Here is a 17613-nt window from a genome sequence, read left to right on the forward strand (position 1 = left end):
TTTCTGATTGAAATCGGGTTTGCCTTCTGATACGACTGCAGAATGCAAGTTTGGTCGGACACTAGATCTTTCGATTTAGTGTTGTCCGCCAGTGATTGGTAGTGGCCAATCGCCAAATCTTTGTACAGTCGCTGAATTCGGAGATGAAATGAACTATAGCTTCACCGAACGCAAGCGAGTCCGTAAAAGCTTTGCTAAGCGAGTAAACAACCACCAGGTTCCGTACCTGATCGCAACGCAGCTGGAATCCTACGCTAAATTTTTACAGGCTGAAAAGCCAGCAATGTCTCGTCTTACTGAGGGACTTCAAGCTGCCTTTACATCAGCATTCCCAATTGTGTCTAACAACGGCTATGCACGTATGGAATACGTGTCTTACCAGTTATCACAGCCACCGTTTGACGTTAAAGAATGTCAACAACGTGGTTACACATACCACTCTGCCTTACGCGCAAAAGTTCGCTTGATTATTTATGATCGCGAAGCGCCTACTAAGGTTAAAGAGGTAAAAGAGAGCGAAGTCTACATGGGTGAAATTCCACTCATGACAGAAAACGGCTCTTTTGTGATTAACGGTACTGAGCGCGTGATCGTTTCTCAGTTGCACCGTTCCCCAGGCGTGTTCTTTGAGCACGACAAGGGCAAGACACATAGCTCGGGTAAGTTGCTGTTCTCAGCACGCATCATTCCTTACCGTGGTTCATGGCTCGATTTTGAGTTTGATCCAAAAGACATTCTCTATTTCCGCGTTGACCGTCGTCGTAAGATGCCTGTCACCATTTTGCTCAAAGCAATTGGTTTAAACAACGAACAGATTCTTGCTAACTTCTTTAACTTTGACCATTTCTCATTGACTGCTAACGGCGGCTCAATGGAATTTGTACCAGAGCGTTTGCGTGGTCAGTTGGCTAGTTTTGATGTGCTCGACAAGAATGGCGTAGTAGTCATTCAAAAAGACAAGCGTATCAATGCAAAGCATATTCGCGAACTCGAAGCTGCTAAGACAAAAACGATCGCTGTACCAGATGACTATTTAATTGGTCGTGTAGTTGCACGCAATATTGTTGATCCAGACTCTGGTGAAATCTTGGCTTACGCTAATGATGAGATCACTGAAGAAGTATTGGCTACATTGCGCGATGCAGGCATCAAGCAATTAGAAACCATCTACACCAATGATTTGGATTCTGGCGCATATATTTCACAGACATTGCGTACTGATGAAACTGCGGACCAAATGGCCGCTCGTATCGCCATTTACCGCATGATGCGTCCTGGCGAGCCTCCAACAGAAGATGCTGTTGAAGCCTTGTTCCAGCGCTTGTTCTACAACGAAGATACTTACGATTTGTCACGCGTTGGCCGTATGAAGGTCAACAGCCGTTTGAACCGTCCAGAAATGGAAGGTCCAATGGTTCTGTCGAACGAAGATATTCTCGACACGATTAAGTCCCTCGTAGATTTGCGTAATGGCAAAGGCGAAGTAGACGATATCGATCACTTAGGTAATCGTCGTGTACGTTGCGTTGGTGAATTGGCTGAAAACCAATTCCGTGCTGGTTTGTCACGTGTTGAGCGTGCGGTTAAAGAACGTCTCGGCCAAGCCGAAACAGAAAACCTCATGCCGCATGACTTGATTAACAGCAAGCCAATCTCTTCTGCGATTCGTGAGTTCTTCGGTTCTTCACAGTTGTCCCAGTTTATGGACCAAACCAACCCACTTTCAGAGATCACGCACAAGCGTCGTATTTCTGCATTGGGACCTGGTGGTTTGACACGCGAGCGCGCAGGCTTTGAAGTGCGCGACGTGCATCCAACCCACTACGGACGTGTTTGCCCAATCGAAACTCCAGAAGGACCAAACATTGGTTTGATCAACTCACTCGCGTTATTTGCGCGTCTGAATGAGCATGGTTTCCTTGAGACTCCATACCGTAAAGTTTCCAATAGCAAGGTAAGCGATGAAGTGGTTTACCTCTCTGCGATTGAAGAGGCGAAGTATGTGATTGCTCAGGCGAACGCAACAATCGATAAGAGTGGTAAGTTAGCCGACGAACTCGTTTCTGCTCGTCAAGCTGGTGAAACCATGATGGTTAGCCCAGAGCGCATCGATTTCATCGACGTTGCTCCTAGCCAGATCGTTTCTGCCGCTGCTTCACTCGTTCCATTCTTAGAGCACGATGATGCGAACCGTGCGTTGATGGGTGCGAACATGCAGCGTCAAGCAGTTCCTTGCTTGCGTCCAGACAAGCCATTGGTTGGTACAGGTTTAGAGCGCATTGTTGCGGTCGACTCCGGTACAGTTATTTTGGCGTCCCGTGGCGGTATCGTTGACTATGTTGATGCTAACCGTGTTGTGATTCGTGTAAACGATGATGAGACTGCTGCTGGTGAAGTTGGTGTGGATATTTATAACCTCATCAAGTACACCCGTTCAAACCAAAATACCAACATTAACCAACGTCCAATCGTTCAAGCTGGTGATCGTGTTGTCCGCGGCGACGTTGTTGCTGACGGCGCATCTACCGATTTGGGTGAATTGGCTTTGGGTCAAAACATGACTGTGGCATTTATGCCATGGAACGGTTACAACTTCGAAGATTCAATCTTGATCTCTGAAAAAGTTGTTGCTGATGACCGCTACACCTCTATTCATATTGAAGAGTTGTCAGTGGTTGCGCGTGATACCAAGCTTGGTTCAGAAGAAATTACTCGCGATATTTCCAATTTGGCAGAGTCACAACTCTCCCGTTTGGATGAGAGCGGTATTGTTTACATCGGTGCTGAAGTTGAAGCTGGTGACGTATTGGTTGGTAAGGTAACTCCAAAGGGCGAGACTACACTCACTCCGGAAGAGAAGCTCCTCCGTGCGATCTTCGGTGAAAAAGCATCTGACGTTAAAGATACCTCTTTGCGCGTTCCATCAGGAATGATTGGTACCGTGATCGATGTTCAAGTCTTCACCCGTGAAGGTATTGAGCGTGATGCCCGTGCACAAGCAATTATTCAAGAAGAATTACAGCGCTATCGTTTGGACTTGAACGACCAGTTGCGTATTGTTGAAGGCGATGCCTTCATGCGTTTAGAAAAGTTGTTGATTGGCAAAGTTGCCAACGGCGGCCCTAAGAAATTAGCTAAAGGCACTAAGATCGACAAGGAATACCTTGCTGATTTGGACAAATACCATTGGTTCGATGTTCGCCCGGCAGACGACGAAGTTGCCTCACAAGTTGAAGCAATCAAGTCTTCTATCGAAGCGAAACGCAAACAGTTTGACGAAGCTTTTGAAGAGAAGCGCACCAAACTTACCCAGGGCGATGATTTACAACCTGGCGTAACCAAGATGGTTAAGGTTTACTTGGCTGTTAAGCGTCGCTTGCAGCCTGGTGACAAGATGGCTGGTCGTCACGGTAACAAAGGTGTGGTTTCTAAAATCGCCCCAGCAGAAGACATGCCATTTATGGCTGACGGACGCCCTGTAGACATCGTCTTGAACCCATTGGGCGTTCCTTCCCGTATGAACGTTGGTCAGATCTTGGAAACCCACTTAGGTTGGGCGGCTCAAGGTATTGGTAAGCGTATCGATGAGATGGTTCGTGAACATGCTAAGCAAGCTGAATTGCGTAAGTTCTTCAAGCAGCTTTATAACGAAACAGGCCGCATTGAAGACATCGACAACTTCACTGATGAGCAGATTAATGTTTTGGCTGAGAATCTACGCCAAGGCTTGCCATTTGCTACTCCAGTGTTTGACGGTGCTACTGAAGCTGAAATCGGACGCATGCTCGAGTTGGCGTATCCAGAAGATGTTGCTAAATCTTTGAAGATGACTCCTTCACGTCAGCAAATGATTTTGTGCGACGGCCGTACTGGCGATCAATTTGAGCGTCCAGTAACTGTTGGCGTAATGCACGTCTTGAAACTTCACCATTTGGTCGATGACAAGATGCACGCACGTTCAACCGGACCTTACTCTTTAGTAACGCAACAGCCATTGGGCGGTAAAGCTCAGTTCGGTGGTCAGCGCTTTGGTGAGATGGAAGTCTGGGCCCTCGAAGCATACGGTGCTTCATATGTCTTGCAGGAAATGCTGACAGTGAAGTCCGATGACGTCGCAGGCCGTACCAAGGTTTACGAAAACATCGTCAAGGGCGAGCACACGATTGATGCTGGCATGCCCGAATCCTTCAACGTGCTGGTAAAAGAAATCCGTTCGTTGGGTATTGACATTGACATGGAGCGCAACTGATATGAAAGCATTGCTCGATTTATTTAAGCAAACGCAGGGCGAAGAGCAGTTTGATGTCATCAAAATTGGTCTCGCATCTCCTGAGAAAATTCGCTCATGGTCTTTTGGTGAAGTACGCAAACCAGAAACCATCAACTACCGGACTTTTAAGCCCGAGCGTGATGGTTTGTTCTGTGCCAAGATTTTTGGACCAACCAAAGACTACGAGTGCTTATGCGGTAAGTACAAGCGATTAAAGTTCCGTGGCGTAATCTGCGAGAAGTGCGGCGTTGAAGTTACTCTCGCTAAGGTACGTCGTGAGCGTATGGGCCACATTGAGTTGGCGGCTCCTGTAGCGCACATTTGGTTCTTGAAGTCATTGCCATCCCGTTTGGGTATGGTTCTCGATATGACATTGCGTGATATCGAGCGCGTTCTCTACTTTGAAGCATATGTAGTGGTTGATGCTGGCATGACTCCTGAAGGCGCGATGAAGCGTGGTCAGATCATGTCTGAAGACGAATACATTGCTAAAACTGAAGAGTATGGTGACGGTGCGTTTACTGCCATCATGGGCGCGGAAGGTATTCGTGATCTCTTGCGTTCGATTGATATCGATCGCGAAGTAGAAACAATTCGTGCTGATTTAAAAGCTACTGGTAGCGATGCCAAGATCAAGAAATACGCTAAGCGCTTAAAAGTGCTCGAGGCGTTCCAGACTTCAGGCATTAAGCCTGACTGGATGATCATGGAAGTATTGCCAGTATTGCCGCCGGAATTGCGCCCATTGGTGCCATTGGATGGCGGTCGCTTTGCTACCTCCGATTTGAACGACCTCTATCGTCGCGTAATTAACCGTAACAACCGTTTAAAGCGTTTGTTAGAGTTGCGCGCTCCAGAGATCATCGTTCGTAACGAAAAACGGATGTTGCAAGAAGCGGTTGACTCATTGCTCGACAACGGTCGTCGCGGTAAGGCTATGACTGGCGCTAACAAACGTCCTCTCAAGTCCTTGGCTGAGATGATTAAAGGTAAGAGCGGTCGTTTCCGTCAAAACTTGTTGGGTAAACGCGTTGACTACTCTGGTCGTTCAGTCATCGTGGTTGGCCCTACATTGAAATTGCATCAGTGCGGCTTACCAAAATTAATGGCTTTGGAGTTGTTCAAGCCATTCATTTTCAACAAGCTTGAGACTTTAGGAATTGCAACCACCATCAAGGCTGCGAAGAAAGAAGTTGAGAGCCAGACTCCAATCGTTTGGGACATTCTCGAAGAAGTGATTCGTGAACATCCAATCATGTTGAACCGTGCGCCTACATTGCACCGTCTTGGTATTCAGGCTTTCGAGCCAATGCTGATTGAAGGTAAAGCAATCCAATTGCACCCATTAGTCTGCGCGGCATTTAACGCCGACTTTGACGGTGACCAAATGGCGGTTCACGTTCCTTTGTCGCTCGAAGCACAAATGGAAGCACGTACATTGATGTTGGCTTCGAACAACGTATTGTTCCCAGCTAACGGCGAGCCATCAATCGTCCCTTCACAGGACGTTGTGTTGGGTCTGTACTACGCTACACGTGACAAGATCAACGGTAAAGGCGAAGGCATGGTTTTCGCCAACATTACTGAAGTAGTACGTGCATACGAAGCAGGTCAAGTTGAGTTGGCTTCTCGTGTTGCTGTCCGTATTACCGAGTTTGAGATTGTGGACAAGAAGGCAGAGGGCGACGCTCGTTTTGCTGAAAAGACCAAGATCTACCAAACATCAGTTGGCCGTGCAATCTTGTCTGAGATTTTGCCTAAAGGCATGTCTTTCGAGGAAATTAACAAGCCTTTGAAGAAAAAAGAAATCTCACGCTTGATCAACACATCATTCCGTAAGTGCGGTTTGCGTGAAACAGTTATTTTTGCTGACCGTCTCTTGCAGTCTGGTTTCCGTTTGGCGACCAATGCTGGTATCTCTGTTGCGATTGACGATATGTTGATCCCAACATCTAAAGAGCGCATCATCACTGAGGCTTCTGCCAAGGTTAAAGAGTATGACAAGCAGTTCATGTCCGGTCTCGTAACCAATCAAGAGCGTTATAACAACGTGGTTGATATTTGGGGTGCCGCAGGCGACCAAGTTGGTAAGGCGATGATGGACGAGTTGTCACACGTTGACGTACTCGACCGTAACGGCAAGACTGTGCGTCAAGAATCCTTTAACTCTATCTACATGATGGCGGATTCTGGTGCGCGTGGATCTGCAGCGCAGATTCGTCAGTTAGCTGGTATGCGTGGTTTGATGGCCAAGCCTGATGGCTCCATCATTGAAACCCCAATTACTGCGAACTTCCGTGAAGGCTTGAACGTATTGCAGTACTTCATTTCAACCCACGGTGCTCGTAAGGGTCTGGCCGATACAGCGTTGAAGACAGCGAACTCGGGTTACTTGACACGTCGTTTATGCGACGTTACTCAAGATCTCGTGGTGATCGAAGATGATTGCGGCGCAACGAATGGTGTAACTATGAAGGCGCTTGTTGAGGGCGGCGAAATTATCGAGGCATTACGTGACCGTATTCTGGGTCGTGTATGTATCGGTGACATCGTTCACCCTGACACACAAGAAGTCATCGTTCCTAACGACACATTGCTCGACGAAGATCATGTTGATCAAATCGTGGCACTGGGTATCGACGAAGTTAAAGTCCGCACAGTATTGTCTTGCTTAACCCGCTTTGGCTTGTGCGCTAAGTGCTACGGACGCGATTTAGGTCGCGGTGGTTTGGTGAACGTTGGTGAAGCAGTCGGTGTTATCGCTGCTCAGTCCATCGGTGAACCAGGCACACAGTTGACTATGCGTACCTTCCACATCGGCGGTGCAGCATCACGTGCTTTGGTTGCAAGCAATATTGAAGCCAAATCTAACGGCGCTTTGAAGTTCTCTGGCACGATGCGTGTTGTGAAGAACGCAAAGGGTGAGCAGATCGTGATTTCACGTTCTGGCGAAGCCTTGATCGTTGATGAGAATGGTCGTGAGCGCGAGCGTCATAAAGTACCTTACGGTGCAACTCTCTTGTTGAAAGAAGATGCAGCTGTTAAGGCTGGCGCAAGCTTGGCGACTTGGGATCCATTAACACGTCCGATTATTTCTGAGTACGCTGGTATCGCTCGCTTTGACAACGTCGAAGAGGGTGTAACTGTTGCTAAGCAGGTTGACGAAGTTACTGGTCTCTCCACTTTGGTGGTGATTGACGGTAAGCGTCGTTCTGCTGCAAGCAAAGGCGTTCGCCCAATGATCAACTTAGTTGATGACAAGGGTAACGAAGTCATGATCGCCGGCACTGATCATCCAGTAAACATCGGCCTCCAAGTGGGCGCTTTGATTACTGTTAAAGATGGTCAAAAAGTCGAAGTTGGTGAAGTATTGGCTCGTATTCCAATCGAATCACAGAAGACTCGCGACATTACCGGTGGTTTGCCACGCGTTGCAGAATTATTCGAAGCACGTTCACCTAAAGATGCAGCTGTCTTGGCGAAAGTTACTGGAACAGTTTCCTTCGGTAAAGAAACCAAAGGTAAGCAACGTTTGGTGATTACCGATATGGACGGCGAAGCCAATGAATTCTTGATTCCTAAAGAGAAGCAAGTTCTTGTTCATGACGGTCAAGTTGTGAACAAGGGCGAGATGATTGTGGAAGGTCCTGCTGATCCACATGACATCTTGACTCTCCGCGGTATTGAAGAGTTGGCGATCTACATTGTTGATGAAGTTCAAGACGTTTACCGTTTGCAAGGCGTGAAGATCAATGACAAGCACATTGAAGTGATCGTGCGTCAAATGTTGCGTCGCGTGCAAATCACTGATGGTGGGGATACTGCCTACATCACTGGTGAGCAAGTTGAGCGTTCAAAACTGTATGACGCTAATGATTTGGTGATTGCTGCAGGTAAGCGCCCAGCCCAGTTCGAAAACGTACTGTTGGGTATTACTAAAGCATCCTTGTCGACAGACAGCTTCATTTCAGCGGCTTCTTTCCAAGAAACCACCCGTGTATTGACCGAAGCCGCAATTATGGGCAAGACCGATACACTCCGTGGCCTCAAGGAAAACGTCATTATTGGTCGTCTGATTCCTGCTGGTACCGGCTTGTCTTATCGCCGTGCGCGCAAGGTCAGAGAGCAATTCGAGCGTGATCGCGCTCAAATGATTGCCGCCGAAGAGGAAGCAATGGCCAATATGCCTGTAGAAATCGAGGCTGAAGTCGTTGCTCCTGCTGGGGAGGCTGATCCGAGCTAATTTGGTAATTCTGGCCAGAAATGGCCAGTTTTTTCCCCATTAGGTTGACGGAAAAGGCTGGCCAAGCTAGAATGCTGAGTTCTACTGATTCAGAAGAGGGTCTTTTTGACCTAGAAATTCTCTAAGTCATTGATTTTCTTGAAGAAAGCAACAAAGAAGTACTAACCGAGCTATTTTATGCCAACAATTAATCAATTAATACGCAAGCCAAGATCCAGGCTTATCGTTAAAAGCAAGAGCCCTGCATTGGAAAACAGTCCGCAGCGCCGTGGTGTTTGTACACGTGTGTACACCACTACTCCTAAAAAGCCTAACTCTGCGCTTCGTAAAGTAGCCAAAGTTCGCTTAACCAATGGTTTTGAAGTTATTTCATACATTGGTGGTGAAGGCCATAACCTCCAGGAACACTCAGTAGTGTTAATCCGTGGTGGTCGTGTAAAGGATTTGCCAGGTGTTCGTTACCACATCGTTCGTGGCTCGCTTGACTTGCAAGGTGTTAAAGACCGTAAGCAATCACGTTCCAAGTACGGTGCTAAGCGCGCTAAGAAATCTGCCTAATCTTTCATTAGATTTTTGCTGAAGTATTTGTAGTAAGTCTTCGTTTGTCAGACTTAAAAGACAAGTAAGTGGTTGTTCCGTCTAGGAATCTTCTTAGATAGTAGGGCAACCGGAGCGGGTGATCCATGTGGGTCGCCCCTAACTGAACTGAAGGAGTAGTTATGCCACGTCGTCGTGAAGTTCCCAAACGGGAAATTTTGCCGGATCCAAAATTCGGAAATGTAGAAGTAGCTAAATTCATGAACGTCCTCATGTTGGACGGCAAGAAATCGGTTGCAGAGCGTATCGTTTACGGTGCCTTTGATCACATCGAGAAAAAAGCAAATAAAGAACCACTCGAAATTTTCTCAACAGCTATGGGCAACGTTAAGCCAATGGTTGAGGTGAAGAGCCGTCGTGTTGGTGGTGCTAACTATCAGGTTCCTGTTGAAGTTCGTCCATCACGTCGTTCTGCTTTGGCAATGCGCTGGGTGCGCGAAGCCGCTAAAAAGCGTGGCGAGAAATCCATGGCTCAACGTTTGGCCAATGAATTATTAGAAGCTGCTGAAGGTCGCGGCGGAGCAATGAAGAAGCGTGAAGAAGTTCACCGTATGGCAGAAGCTAACAAAGCTTTCTCACATTTCCGCTTCTAATCGCACAGCAAAGAAAAGGTACCAACAGTGGCACGTAAAACCCCTATCGACAAATACCGCAATATCGGTATTTCTGCGCACATTGACGCAGGTAAGACAACAACTACAGAACGCGTTTTGTTCTACACCGGTGTTAACCACAAGATCGGTGAAGTGCATGATGGCGCTGCAACCATGGACTGGATGGAGCAAGAGCAAGAGCGTGGTATCACGATTACTTCTGCTGCTACTACCACTTTCTGGAAGGGCATGGCTGGTAATTTCCCAGAGCACCGTATCAATATTATTGATACCCCAGGACACGTAGACTTCACTATTGAAGTTGAGCGTTCAATGCGCGTGTTAGATGGTGCTTGCATGGTTTACTGTGCAGTAGGTGGCGTTCAGCCACAATCTGAAACTGTTTGGCGTCAGGCTAATAAGTATCAAGTTCCACGTTTAGCATTTGTAAACAAGATGGACCGTACTGGTGCGAACTTCTTCAAGGTTTATGACCAGATGAAGTTACGCCTCAAAGCAAACCCTATCTTGATCCAGATTCCTATCGGCGCTGAAGAGAATTTCAAGGGCGTTGTGGACTTGGTAAAAATGAAGGCCATCTATTGGGATGAGGCTTCACAAGGTACTAAATTTACCTATGAAGAGATTCCTGCTGAATTAAAGGCGTCTGCAGATGAGTGGCGCGAAAAGATGGTTGAAGCCGCTGCTGAAAGTTCAGAAGAATTGATGGAGAAGTACCTCGGTGGCGAAGAGTTGACCGAAGAAGAAATCAAAAAAGCATTGCGTCAACGTACGATTGCCAATGAAATCATTCCAATGATGTGCGGAACTGCTTTCAAAAACAAAGGCGTTCAAGCGATGTTGGATGCAGTGGTCGAGCTGCTGCCATCCCCGTTGGATGTTCCACCGGTTCCATGTGAATTGGAAGATGGCACACCTACAACACGTAAAGCCGATGATGCTGAGAAATTCTCTGCATTGGCATTTAAGATCATGACCGACCCGTTTGTTGGTCAGCTCATCTTCTTCCGTGTTTACTCAGGCGTAATGAAATCAGGCGACACAATCTACAACCCAATCAAGGGCAAGAAAGAGCGTGTTGGACGTTTGTTGCAGATGCATGCAAACCAACGTGAAGAAATTAAAGAAGTTTATGCAGGTGATATCGCTGCTGCAGTTGGTCTAAAAGACGCAACTACTGGCGAAACATTGTGTGATCCAGATAGCATCGTGATTTTGGAGCGCATGGTATTCCCAGAGCCAGTGATCTCTCAAGCTGTTGAGCCTAAGACAAAACCAGACCAAGAAAAAATGGGTCTTGCTTTGAATCGTTTGGCACAAGAAGATCCATCATTCCGCGTTAAGACTGATGAAGAATCTGGCCAAACTATTATTTCTGGAATGGGCGAGCTCCACTTGGAAATTTTGGTTGACCGTATGCGTCGTGAGTTTGGTGTTGAAGCAACTGTTGGTAAGCCACAAGTTGCCTATCGCGAAACGATTCGCAAGGTTTGCGAAGAAATCGAAGGTAAGTTTGTTAAGCAGTCTGGTGGTCGTGGTCAATACGGTCACGTGGTATTGAAGCTTGAGCCACAAGAACCAGGCAAAGGTTTTGAATTCATTGACGCTATTAAGGGCGGTGTGGTTCCACGCGAATACATCCCTGCAGTAGAAAAAGGAATTCGCGAGACATTGAATTCCGGTATTTTGGCTGGCTATCCAGTTGTAGATATCAAAGCTACATTGTTCTTCGGTTCATACCATGACGTTGACTCCAATGAAAACGCATTTAAGATGGCGGGTTCTATGGCGTTCAAAGATGGTATGCGTAAAGCAGCGCCAGTGTTGCTTGAGCCGATGATGGCTGTTGAAGTTGAAACACCAGAAGATTTCATGGGTAACGTAATGGGCGATCTTTCATCCCGTCGCGGTATTTTGCAAGGTATGGATGACATTCCAGGCGGCGGTAAGATTGTTCGCGCTGAAGTGCCGTTGGCAGAGATGTTTGGTTACTCAACTGGCTTGCGCTCGTTGACCCAAGGTCGCGCTACCTACACCATGGAATTTAAGCATTATTCCGAAGCACCGAAGAACGTTGCTGAAGCAGTTATGGCTGCTAAAGCGAAGTAATTTATCCACATTAATTTTGAATATTGACTAGCTAAAGAAGGCAGACAAAAATGGCAAAAGAAAAATTCGAGCGGACAAAACCGCACGTAAACGTAGGCACTATCGGTCACGTTGACCACGGTAAAACTACATTGACAGCAGCAATCGCAACCGTGCTCTCTAAAGCATTCGGCGGCGAAGCTAAAGCATACGATCAGATCGATGCTGCTCCAGAAGAAAAAGCACGTGGTATTACGATTAATACTGCGCACGTTGAGTATGAGACAGCTAACCGTCACTACGCTCACGTTGACTGCCCAGGGCATGCTGACTACGTTAAGAACATGATTACTGGTGCTGCTCAGATGGACGGCGCTATTTTGGTTTGTTCTGCTGCTGACGGCCCAATGCCACAAACTCGTGAGCACATCCTCTTGGCACGCCAAGTTGGTGTTCCTTACATCGTCGTTTTCTTGAACAAGTGCGACATGGTTGATGACGCTGAATTGCTCGAGTTAGTTGAAATGGAAGTTCGTGAGCTTCTATCTAAGTACAACTTCCCTGGCGATGACACACCAATCATTCAAGGTTCTGCTAAGTTAGCGCTTGAAGGCGACGAAGGCCCATTGGGTAAAGAAGCCATCATGAAATTGGCTGAAGCACTTGACACATACATCCCAACTCCAGAGCGTGCTGTTGACGGCGCGTTCTTGATGCCAGTAGAAGACGTGTTCTCTATCTCCGGTCGCGGTACTGTTGTTACAGGCCGTATCGAGCGCGGTATCGTTAAAGTGGGCGAAGAGATTGAAATCATCGGTATCAAGCCAACCCTCAAGACAACTTGTACTGGTGTTGAAATGTTCCGCAAATTGCTCGACCAAGGTCAAGCAGGCGATAACGTTGGTATCTTGTTACGCGGTACAAAACGTGAAGAAGTTGAGCGCGGCCAAGTATTGGCTAAGCCAGGTTCAATCACTCCACATACTCACTTTACAGCCGAGGTTTACATCTTGGGTAAAGACGAAGGTGGTCGTCATACTCCGTTCTTTAACAACTATCGTCCACAGTTTTACTTCCGTACAACGGACGTAACTGGTTCAATCGAGTTGCCAAAAGACAAAGAAATGGTAATGCCTGGCGATAACGTCACTATTACCGTAAAACTCATCGCTCCAATCGCGATGGAAGAAGGTTTACGTTTTGCGATCCGTGAAGGTGGCCGTACTGTTGGCGCCGGCGTGGTTGCAAAGATTTTGGCTTAAGTAGTACGTTTTAATTAGTAAAAATATTTAGCGGTTTGCTAACCGGTGACATCAGTGCTGCTGATGTCACCGAGCTCTTTAGATGTATAACGTGGCAGCACCACAACGCTCTTTGGAATTAATATGCAAAACCAAAAAATTCGTATTCGCCTTAAAGCATTTGATTACCGTTTAATCGACCAGTCTGCAGCTGAAATCGTTGATACAGCTAAGCGTACTGGTGCAGTTGTTAAGGGTCCAGTACCTTTGCCAACTCGTATTGAGCGTTTTGATATCTTGCGTTCACCACACGTGAACAAGACATCTCGTGATCAGTTAGAGATCCGTACCCATCTCCGTTTGATGGATATCGTTGATCCTACAGAGAAAACTGTAGATGCTTTGATGAAATTAGACCTCCCAGCAGGTGTGGATGTCGAAATTAAGTTGCAGTAATTTGTATTTTCCGGTCTTTTTGCTTGTCAAGACTGGGTTTTCGGGATAGAATCTAAGGCTTCGCTCAATTATTTGAGCGAAAATCTTAGTTTTATCAGCATTAAAAACGTTGTAAGTTATTGATTTAGAAGTACTTTTACTTGTAAATCACTTAAATTAATTTTGCCGACCAATCGAAGTCGGCGTGGAGCATGAATATGAGCTTAGGCTTAATCGGCCGCAAGGTCGGCATGACCCGTCTATTTACGGACGAAGGGGATTCTATCCCTGTAACCGTAATTGACGTGAGCGACAACAGAATCGCTCAAATCAAGACCCAGGCAACTGATGGCTATGATGCTATCCAGTTGGCACATGGCACACGTAGAGCTACTCGCGTTACTAAAGCAATGGCTGGTCACTTCGCCAAAGCTGGTGTGATGGCTGGTAACGGTCTCAACGAATTCCAATTGGATGCAGCAAAAATTGCAGAAATGACACCAGGCCAAGTAATTCCTGCTGACACTGCATTCACTGCTGGTCAAAAAGTGGACGTACAGGGCGTGTCTATCGGTAAGGGCTACGCCGGTACCATCAAGCGTTATCACTTCGCTTCTGGTCGTGCATCCCACGGTAACTCACGTTCACATAACGTACCAGGCTCTATCGGTATGGCGCAAGATCCAGGTCGTGTTTTCCCTGGTAAGCGTATGACCGGTCACTTGGGTGACGTTACACGTACAGTTCAAAATTTAGTCATCGCACGCATTGATGCAGAACGTAATCTCATCATGGTTAAAGGCGCTATTCCAGGTGCCCCAGGCGGTAAAGTTATTGTTACTCCAGCGGTGAAGACACCGTTGAAGAAGAAATAAGGAGAGCGAATATGGAACTTAAGCTTCTCCAAGACAACGGTACTTTAGGTGCAGGCGTACAAGCTTCACCAGAAGTATTCGAACGTGAATATAACGAAGCATTGGTACACCAAGTTGTAGTGGCTTACCAAGCAAATGCACGTAGCGGTAACCGTGCACAAAAAGACCGCGAGCAAGTTAAGCACACAACTAAGAAACCTTGGCGTCAAAAAGGTACTGGTCGTGCACGTGCTGGTATGAGCTCTTCCCCGCTGTGGCGTGGAGGTGGTCGTATATTCCCGAATTCTCCAGAAGAGAATTTCAGCCAAAAAGTAAACAAGAAAATGTACCGCGCAGGTATGAGATCAATTTTGTCTCAGTTAGCTCGCGAAGGTCGTTTGAATGTAGTTGATCAATTTTCTCTTGACGCTCCAAAGACTAAAGTTTTAGCTGACAAAGTTAAAGCAATGGGCTTGGATTCAGTCTTGATTATTGTTGATCAGGTTAGCGAGAATTTGTACTTGGCATCACGTAACTTGCACAAAGTTGCTGTATGTGAGCCACAGCACGCTGATCCATTGGCTTTGGTTCAATACAAAAAAGTATTGGTAAGCAAAGCTGCGATCGCAAAAATTGAGGAGTTGCTGAAATGAGCCAAGTCCGTAAAAATGATCACAACCTGATGAGGGTTCTGCTTGGACCGGTGATCTCTGAAAAAGCCACTATGGTTGCAGAGAAAAACGAACAAGTAGTTTTCCAAGTAGCTCGCGACGCAAATAAGCTCGATGTAAAACAAGCAGTTGAATTGCTCTTTAAAGTGCAAGTTGACTCAGTTCAAATCGTGAATCAAAAGGGTAAGCCTAAGCGCTATGGCCGTTTTGAAGGTCGTCGTGACCACACTAAGAAGGCCTATGTAAGCTTGAAGCCAGGTCAAGAAATTAACTTTGAAGCGGAGGCGAATTAATCATGCCTTTGATGAAGACAAAACCGACCTCACCAGGTCGTCGTTCAATGGTCAAGGTGGTAAATCCTGACCTGCATAAAGGTAAACCTTTTGCAGCGTTGGTAGAGCCACAGTTCCAAAAAGCGGGTCGCAACAATAATGGTCACATCACTACCCGTCATAAGGGTGGTGGTCATAAGCATCACTATCGTGTTGTTGATTTCAAACGCAACGACAAAGATGGTATTCCAGCAAAAGTAGAACGCTTGGAATACGATCCAAACCGCAGTGCAAATATTGCATTGATCGTGTTTGCTGATGGTGAGCGTCGCTATATTCTTGCTGCAAAAGGCATGACTGTTGGTCAGGCATTGATGAGCGGCTCAGAAGCCCCAATCAAGTCTGGTAACAACTTGCCAATTCGCAATATTCCAGTTGGTAGCACGATTCACTGTGTAGAAATCATGCCAGGCAAAGGTGCTCAAGTTGCACGTTCTGCCGGTGGTTCAGCAGTATTGTTGGCTCGTGAAGGCGTATACGCTCAAGTGCGTTTGCGCTCAGGTGAAGTTCGCCGTGTTCTGATTGAGTGCCGCGCCACTATTGGTGAAGTTGGTAACGAAGAGCATAGTTTGCGTGTTATTGGTAAAGCTGGTGCAAATCGCTGGCGTGGTATTCGCCCAACCGTTCGCGGTGTGGCAATGAACCCAGTAGATCACCCACACGGTGGTGGTGAAGGTAGAACTGGCGAAGGCCGTGTACCTGTATCCCCATGGGGCACTCCAACCAAAGGTTATCGTACACGTCGCAATAAGCGTACAACTTCGATGATCGTTCAACGTCGTCAAAAACGTTAAGCGATAAGGATAAATAGATATGACACGTTCAGCTAAAAAAGGTCCATTCTGCGACGCCAGCTTAGTAAAAAAAGTTGAAGTTGCACAGGCCAACAAAGACAAAAAGCCGATCAAGACTTGGTCACGCCGTTCAACAATCCTCCCAGACTTTATTGGTCTGACGATTGCTGTGCATAACGGTCGTCAACACGTTCCGGTATATGTATCAGAAAACATGGTGGGTCATAAGTTAGGCGAATTTGCCTTGACCCGTACTTTCAAAGGTCACGCTGCTGACAAGAAAGTAACGAAGAAGTAAGGGGATGATGATGGAAGTTAAAGCTATTCACAAGGGTGCCCGCATTTCTGCGCAAAAGACACGTTTGGTCGCAGACCAAATTCGTGGTTTGCCAATTGCTCGCGCATTAAACATTTTGAACTTCAGCCCCAAGAAAGCTGCCTTCATTGTGAAAAAAGTGGTTGAGTCTGCAGTGGCCAACGCTGAACACAATAAAGGTGCTGATATTGATGAGCTCAAGGTATCAACAATTATTGTTGATAAGGGTACTTCCTTGAAGCGCTTTACAGCGCGCGCTAAGGGTCGTGGCAATCAAATTGAAAAACAAACATGTCACATTACCGTGACCTTGAGTAACTAAGGAAAGATATGGGACAAAAGATAAACCCAACCGGATTCCGACTCGCGGTAACGAAGAATTGGACATCAAAGTGGTATGCAAACAATACTGACTTCGCAAAGATGTTGAAAGAGGACGTAGATGTCCGCATCTATCTGAAGAAGAAGTTAAAGAACGCATCCGTAAGTAAAGTAGTTATCGAGCGTCCTGCAAAGAATGCACGCATCACTATCTATAGCTCACGTCCAGGCGTTGTAATCGGTAAAAAAGGCGAAGATATTGAAGTACTCCGCCGCGAATTACAAAAGCGCATGGGTGTTCCAGTTCACGTGAATATCGAAGAAATTCGTAAGCCTGAAGTTGACGCACAATTGATCGCTGACTCTATTACTCAACAGTTAGAGAAGCGCATTATGTTCCGCCGTGCAATGAAGCGTGCAATGCAAAACGCAATGCGCCTTGGCGCACAAGGCATCAAGATCATGTCATCAGGTCGTTTGAATGGTGCTGAGATTGCTCGTCGCGAATGGTATCGCGAAGGTCGCGTTCCACTTCATACATTGAAGGCTGACATTGATTACGCAACATCAGAAGCTGAGACAACATACGGCATCATCGGTGTAAAAGTTTGGGTATATAAGGGCGATACATTGGGTCGTGGTGCAGAAGCTCAAGTAGCTGCTCCATCTGCTGAACCAGCTGCCGAAGAAAAGAAAACTCGTCGTGCCCCAAGCAAGACAGCTGCTCGTAAACCAGCTGCTGGCACAGACAAGCCATTAGTTGCTGCTAAGCCAGCAGTAAAGCGTGTGCGTAAGGTTGAAACACCTGCCGCAGATGCGCAGAAGTCAGGAGAGTAA

The 17613-nt window shown here is 46.7% G+C and carries 14 protein-coding genes; all 14 read left to right on the forward strand.

Annotation, left to right across the window (positions count from 1 at the left end):
• The first annotated feature begins 148 nt into the window (after positions 1-148).
• The 14 genes from rpoB to rpsC all read left to right on the forward strand — a co-directional run bounded on the left by rpoB (position 149) and on the right by rpsC (position 17613).
• Positions 149-4249, forward strand: a complete 4101-nt coding sequence (rpoB, locus tag AOC21_RS00270; protein WP_215391864.1) for a DNA-directed RNA polymerase subunit beta — start codon at positions 149-151, stop codon at positions 4247-4249.
• 1 nt (position 4250) lies between these two features.
• On the forward strand, positions 4251-8513 hold the full coding sequence (rpoC, locus tag AOC21_RS00275) for a DNA-directed RNA polymerase subunit beta' (protein ID WP_215391865.1): 4263 nt from the start codon (positions 4251-4253) through the stop codon (positions 8511-8513).
• A gap of 177 nt (positions 8514-8690) precedes the next feature.
• A complete protein-coding gene (gene rpsL / locus AOC21_RS00280; protein WP_072582063.1) occupies positions 8691-9071 on the forward strand; it encodes a 30S ribosomal protein S12 in 381 nt (126 codons plus the stop codon).
• 161 nt (positions 9072-9232) lie between these two features.
• Positions 9233-9703, forward strand: coding sequence for a 30S ribosomal protein S7 (gene rpsG, locus AOC21_RS00285; protein ID WP_011901897.1), 471 nt, complete (start codon positions 9233-9235; stop codon positions 9701-9703).
• 27 nt (positions 9704-9730) lie between these two features.
• Positions 9731-11833, forward strand: a complete 2103-nt coding sequence (gene fusA, locus AOC21_RS00290; protein ID WP_215391866.1) for an elongation factor G — start codon at positions 9731-9733, stop codon at positions 11831-11833.
• 50 nt (positions 11834-11883) lie between these two features.
• Complete coding sequence (gene tuf, locus AOC21_RS00295) at positions 11884-13074, forward strand: elongation factor Tu (RefSeq protein WP_071464430.1); 1191 nt, start codon at positions 11884-11886, stop codon at positions 13072-13074.
• Between the two features lie 123 nt (positions 13075-13197).
• Positions 13198-13509 (forward strand): 30S ribosomal protein S10, encoded by a 312-nt coding sequence (gene rpsJ, locus AOC21_RS00300; protein ID WP_011901899.1) that lies wholly within the window; start codon positions 13198-13200, stop codon positions 13507-13509.
• A 197-nt stretch (positions 13510-13706) separates the two neighbouring features.
• A complete protein-coding gene (gene rplC / locus AOC21_RS00305; protein WP_011901900.1) occupies positions 13707-14363 on the forward strand; it encodes a 50S ribosomal protein L3 in 657 nt (218 codons plus the stop codon).
• A gap of 11 nt (positions 14364-14374) precedes the next feature.
• Positions 14375-14995, forward strand: coding sequence for a 50S ribosomal protein L4 (rplD, locus tag AOC21_RS00310; protein WP_011901901.1), 621 nt, complete (start codon positions 14375-14377; stop codon positions 14993-14995).
• Positions 14992-15306 carry a 50S ribosomal protein L23 gene (rplW, locus tag AOC21_RS00315; RefSeq protein WP_072582065.1) on the forward strand — a complete coding sequence of 105 codons (315 nt, stop codon included), beginning with the start codon at positions 14992-14994 and terminating at the stop codon, positions 15304-15306. Before rplD ends, rplW begins: the two co-directional genes overlap by 4 nt.
• A 2-nt stretch (positions 15307-15308) precedes the next feature.
• The gene (gene rplB / locus AOC21_RS00320) at positions 15309-16139 is read left to right on the forward strand and encodes a 50S ribosomal protein L2 (protein WP_215391867.1); all 831 of its coding nucleotides are present in this window, start codon (positions 15309-15311) and stop codon (positions 16137-16139) included.
• A 19-nt stretch (positions 16140-16158) separates the two neighbouring features.
• The gene (gene rpsS, locus AOC21_RS00325) at positions 16159-16437 is read left to right on the forward strand and encodes a 30S ribosomal protein S19 (protein ID WP_011901904.1); all 279 of its coding nucleotides are present in this window, start codon (positions 16159-16161) and stop codon (positions 16435-16437) included.
• Between the two features lie 7 nt (positions 16438-16444).
• The gene (rplV, locus tag AOC21_RS00330; RefSeq protein WP_215392687.1) at positions 16445-16777 is read left to right on the forward strand and encodes a 50S ribosomal protein L22; all 333 of its coding nucleotides are present in this window, start codon (positions 16445-16447) and stop codon (positions 16775-16777) included.
• A gap of 8 nt (positions 16778-16785) precedes the next feature.
• Entirely contained in the window at positions 16786-17613 is an 828-nt protein-coding gene (gene rpsC, locus AOC21_RS00335; protein WP_215391868.1) for a 30S ribosomal protein S3, read from the forward strand.

The sequence above is a fragment of the Polynucleobacter sp. VK25 genome (assembly GCF_018687355.1).
Lineage (GTDB): Bacteria > Pseudomonadota > Gammaproteobacteria > Burkholderiales > Burkholderiaceae > Polynucleobacter.

Coding starts and splice junctions, on each gene's coding strand:
- rpoB (WP_215391864.1), top strand. CDS start 149: ATGAACTATAGCTTCACCGAACGCAAGCGAGTCCGTAAAAGCTTTGCT.
- rpoC (WP_215391865.1), top strand. CDS start 4,251: ATGAAAGCATTGCTCGATTTATTTAAGCAAACGCAGGGCGAAGAGCAG.
- rpsL (WP_072582063.1), top strand. CDS start 8,691: ATGCCAACAATTAATCAATTAATACGCAAGCCAAGATCCAGGCTTATC.
- rpsG (WP_011901897.1), top strand. CDS start 9,233: ATGCCACGTCGTCGTGAAGTTCCCAAACGGGAAATTTTGCCGGATCCA.
- tuf (WP_071464430.1), top strand. CDS start 11,884: ATGGCAAAAGAAAAATTCGAGCGGACAAAACCGCACGTAAACGTAGGC.
- rpsJ (WP_011901899.1), top strand. CDS start 13,198: ATGCAAAACCAAAAAATTCGTATTCGCCTTAAAGCATTTGATTACCGT.
- rplC (WP_011901900.1), top strand. CDS start 13,707: ATGAGCTTAGGCTTAATCGGCCGCAAGGTCGGCATGACCCGTCTATTT.
- rplD (WP_011901901.1), top strand. CDS start 14,375: ATGGAACTTAAGCTTCTCCAAGACAACGGTACTTTAGGTGCAGGCGTA.
- rplW (WP_072582065.1), top strand. CDS start 14,992: ATGAGCCAAGTCCGTAAAAATGATCACAACCTGATGAGGGTTCTGCTT.
- rplB (WP_215391867.1), top strand. CDS start 15,309: ATGCCTTTGATGAAGACAAAACCGACCTCACCAGGTCGTCGTTCAATG.
- rpsS (WP_011901904.1), top strand. CDS start 16,159: ATGACACGTTCAGCTAAAAAAGGTCCATTCTGCGACGCCAGCTTAGTA.
- rplV (WP_215392687.1), top strand. CDS start 16,445: ATGATGGAAGTTAAAGCTATTCACAAGGGTGCCCGCATTTCTGCGCAA.
- rpsC (WP_215391868.1), top strand. CDS start 16,786: ATGGGACAAAAGATAAACCCAACCGGATTCCGACTCGCGGTAACGAAG.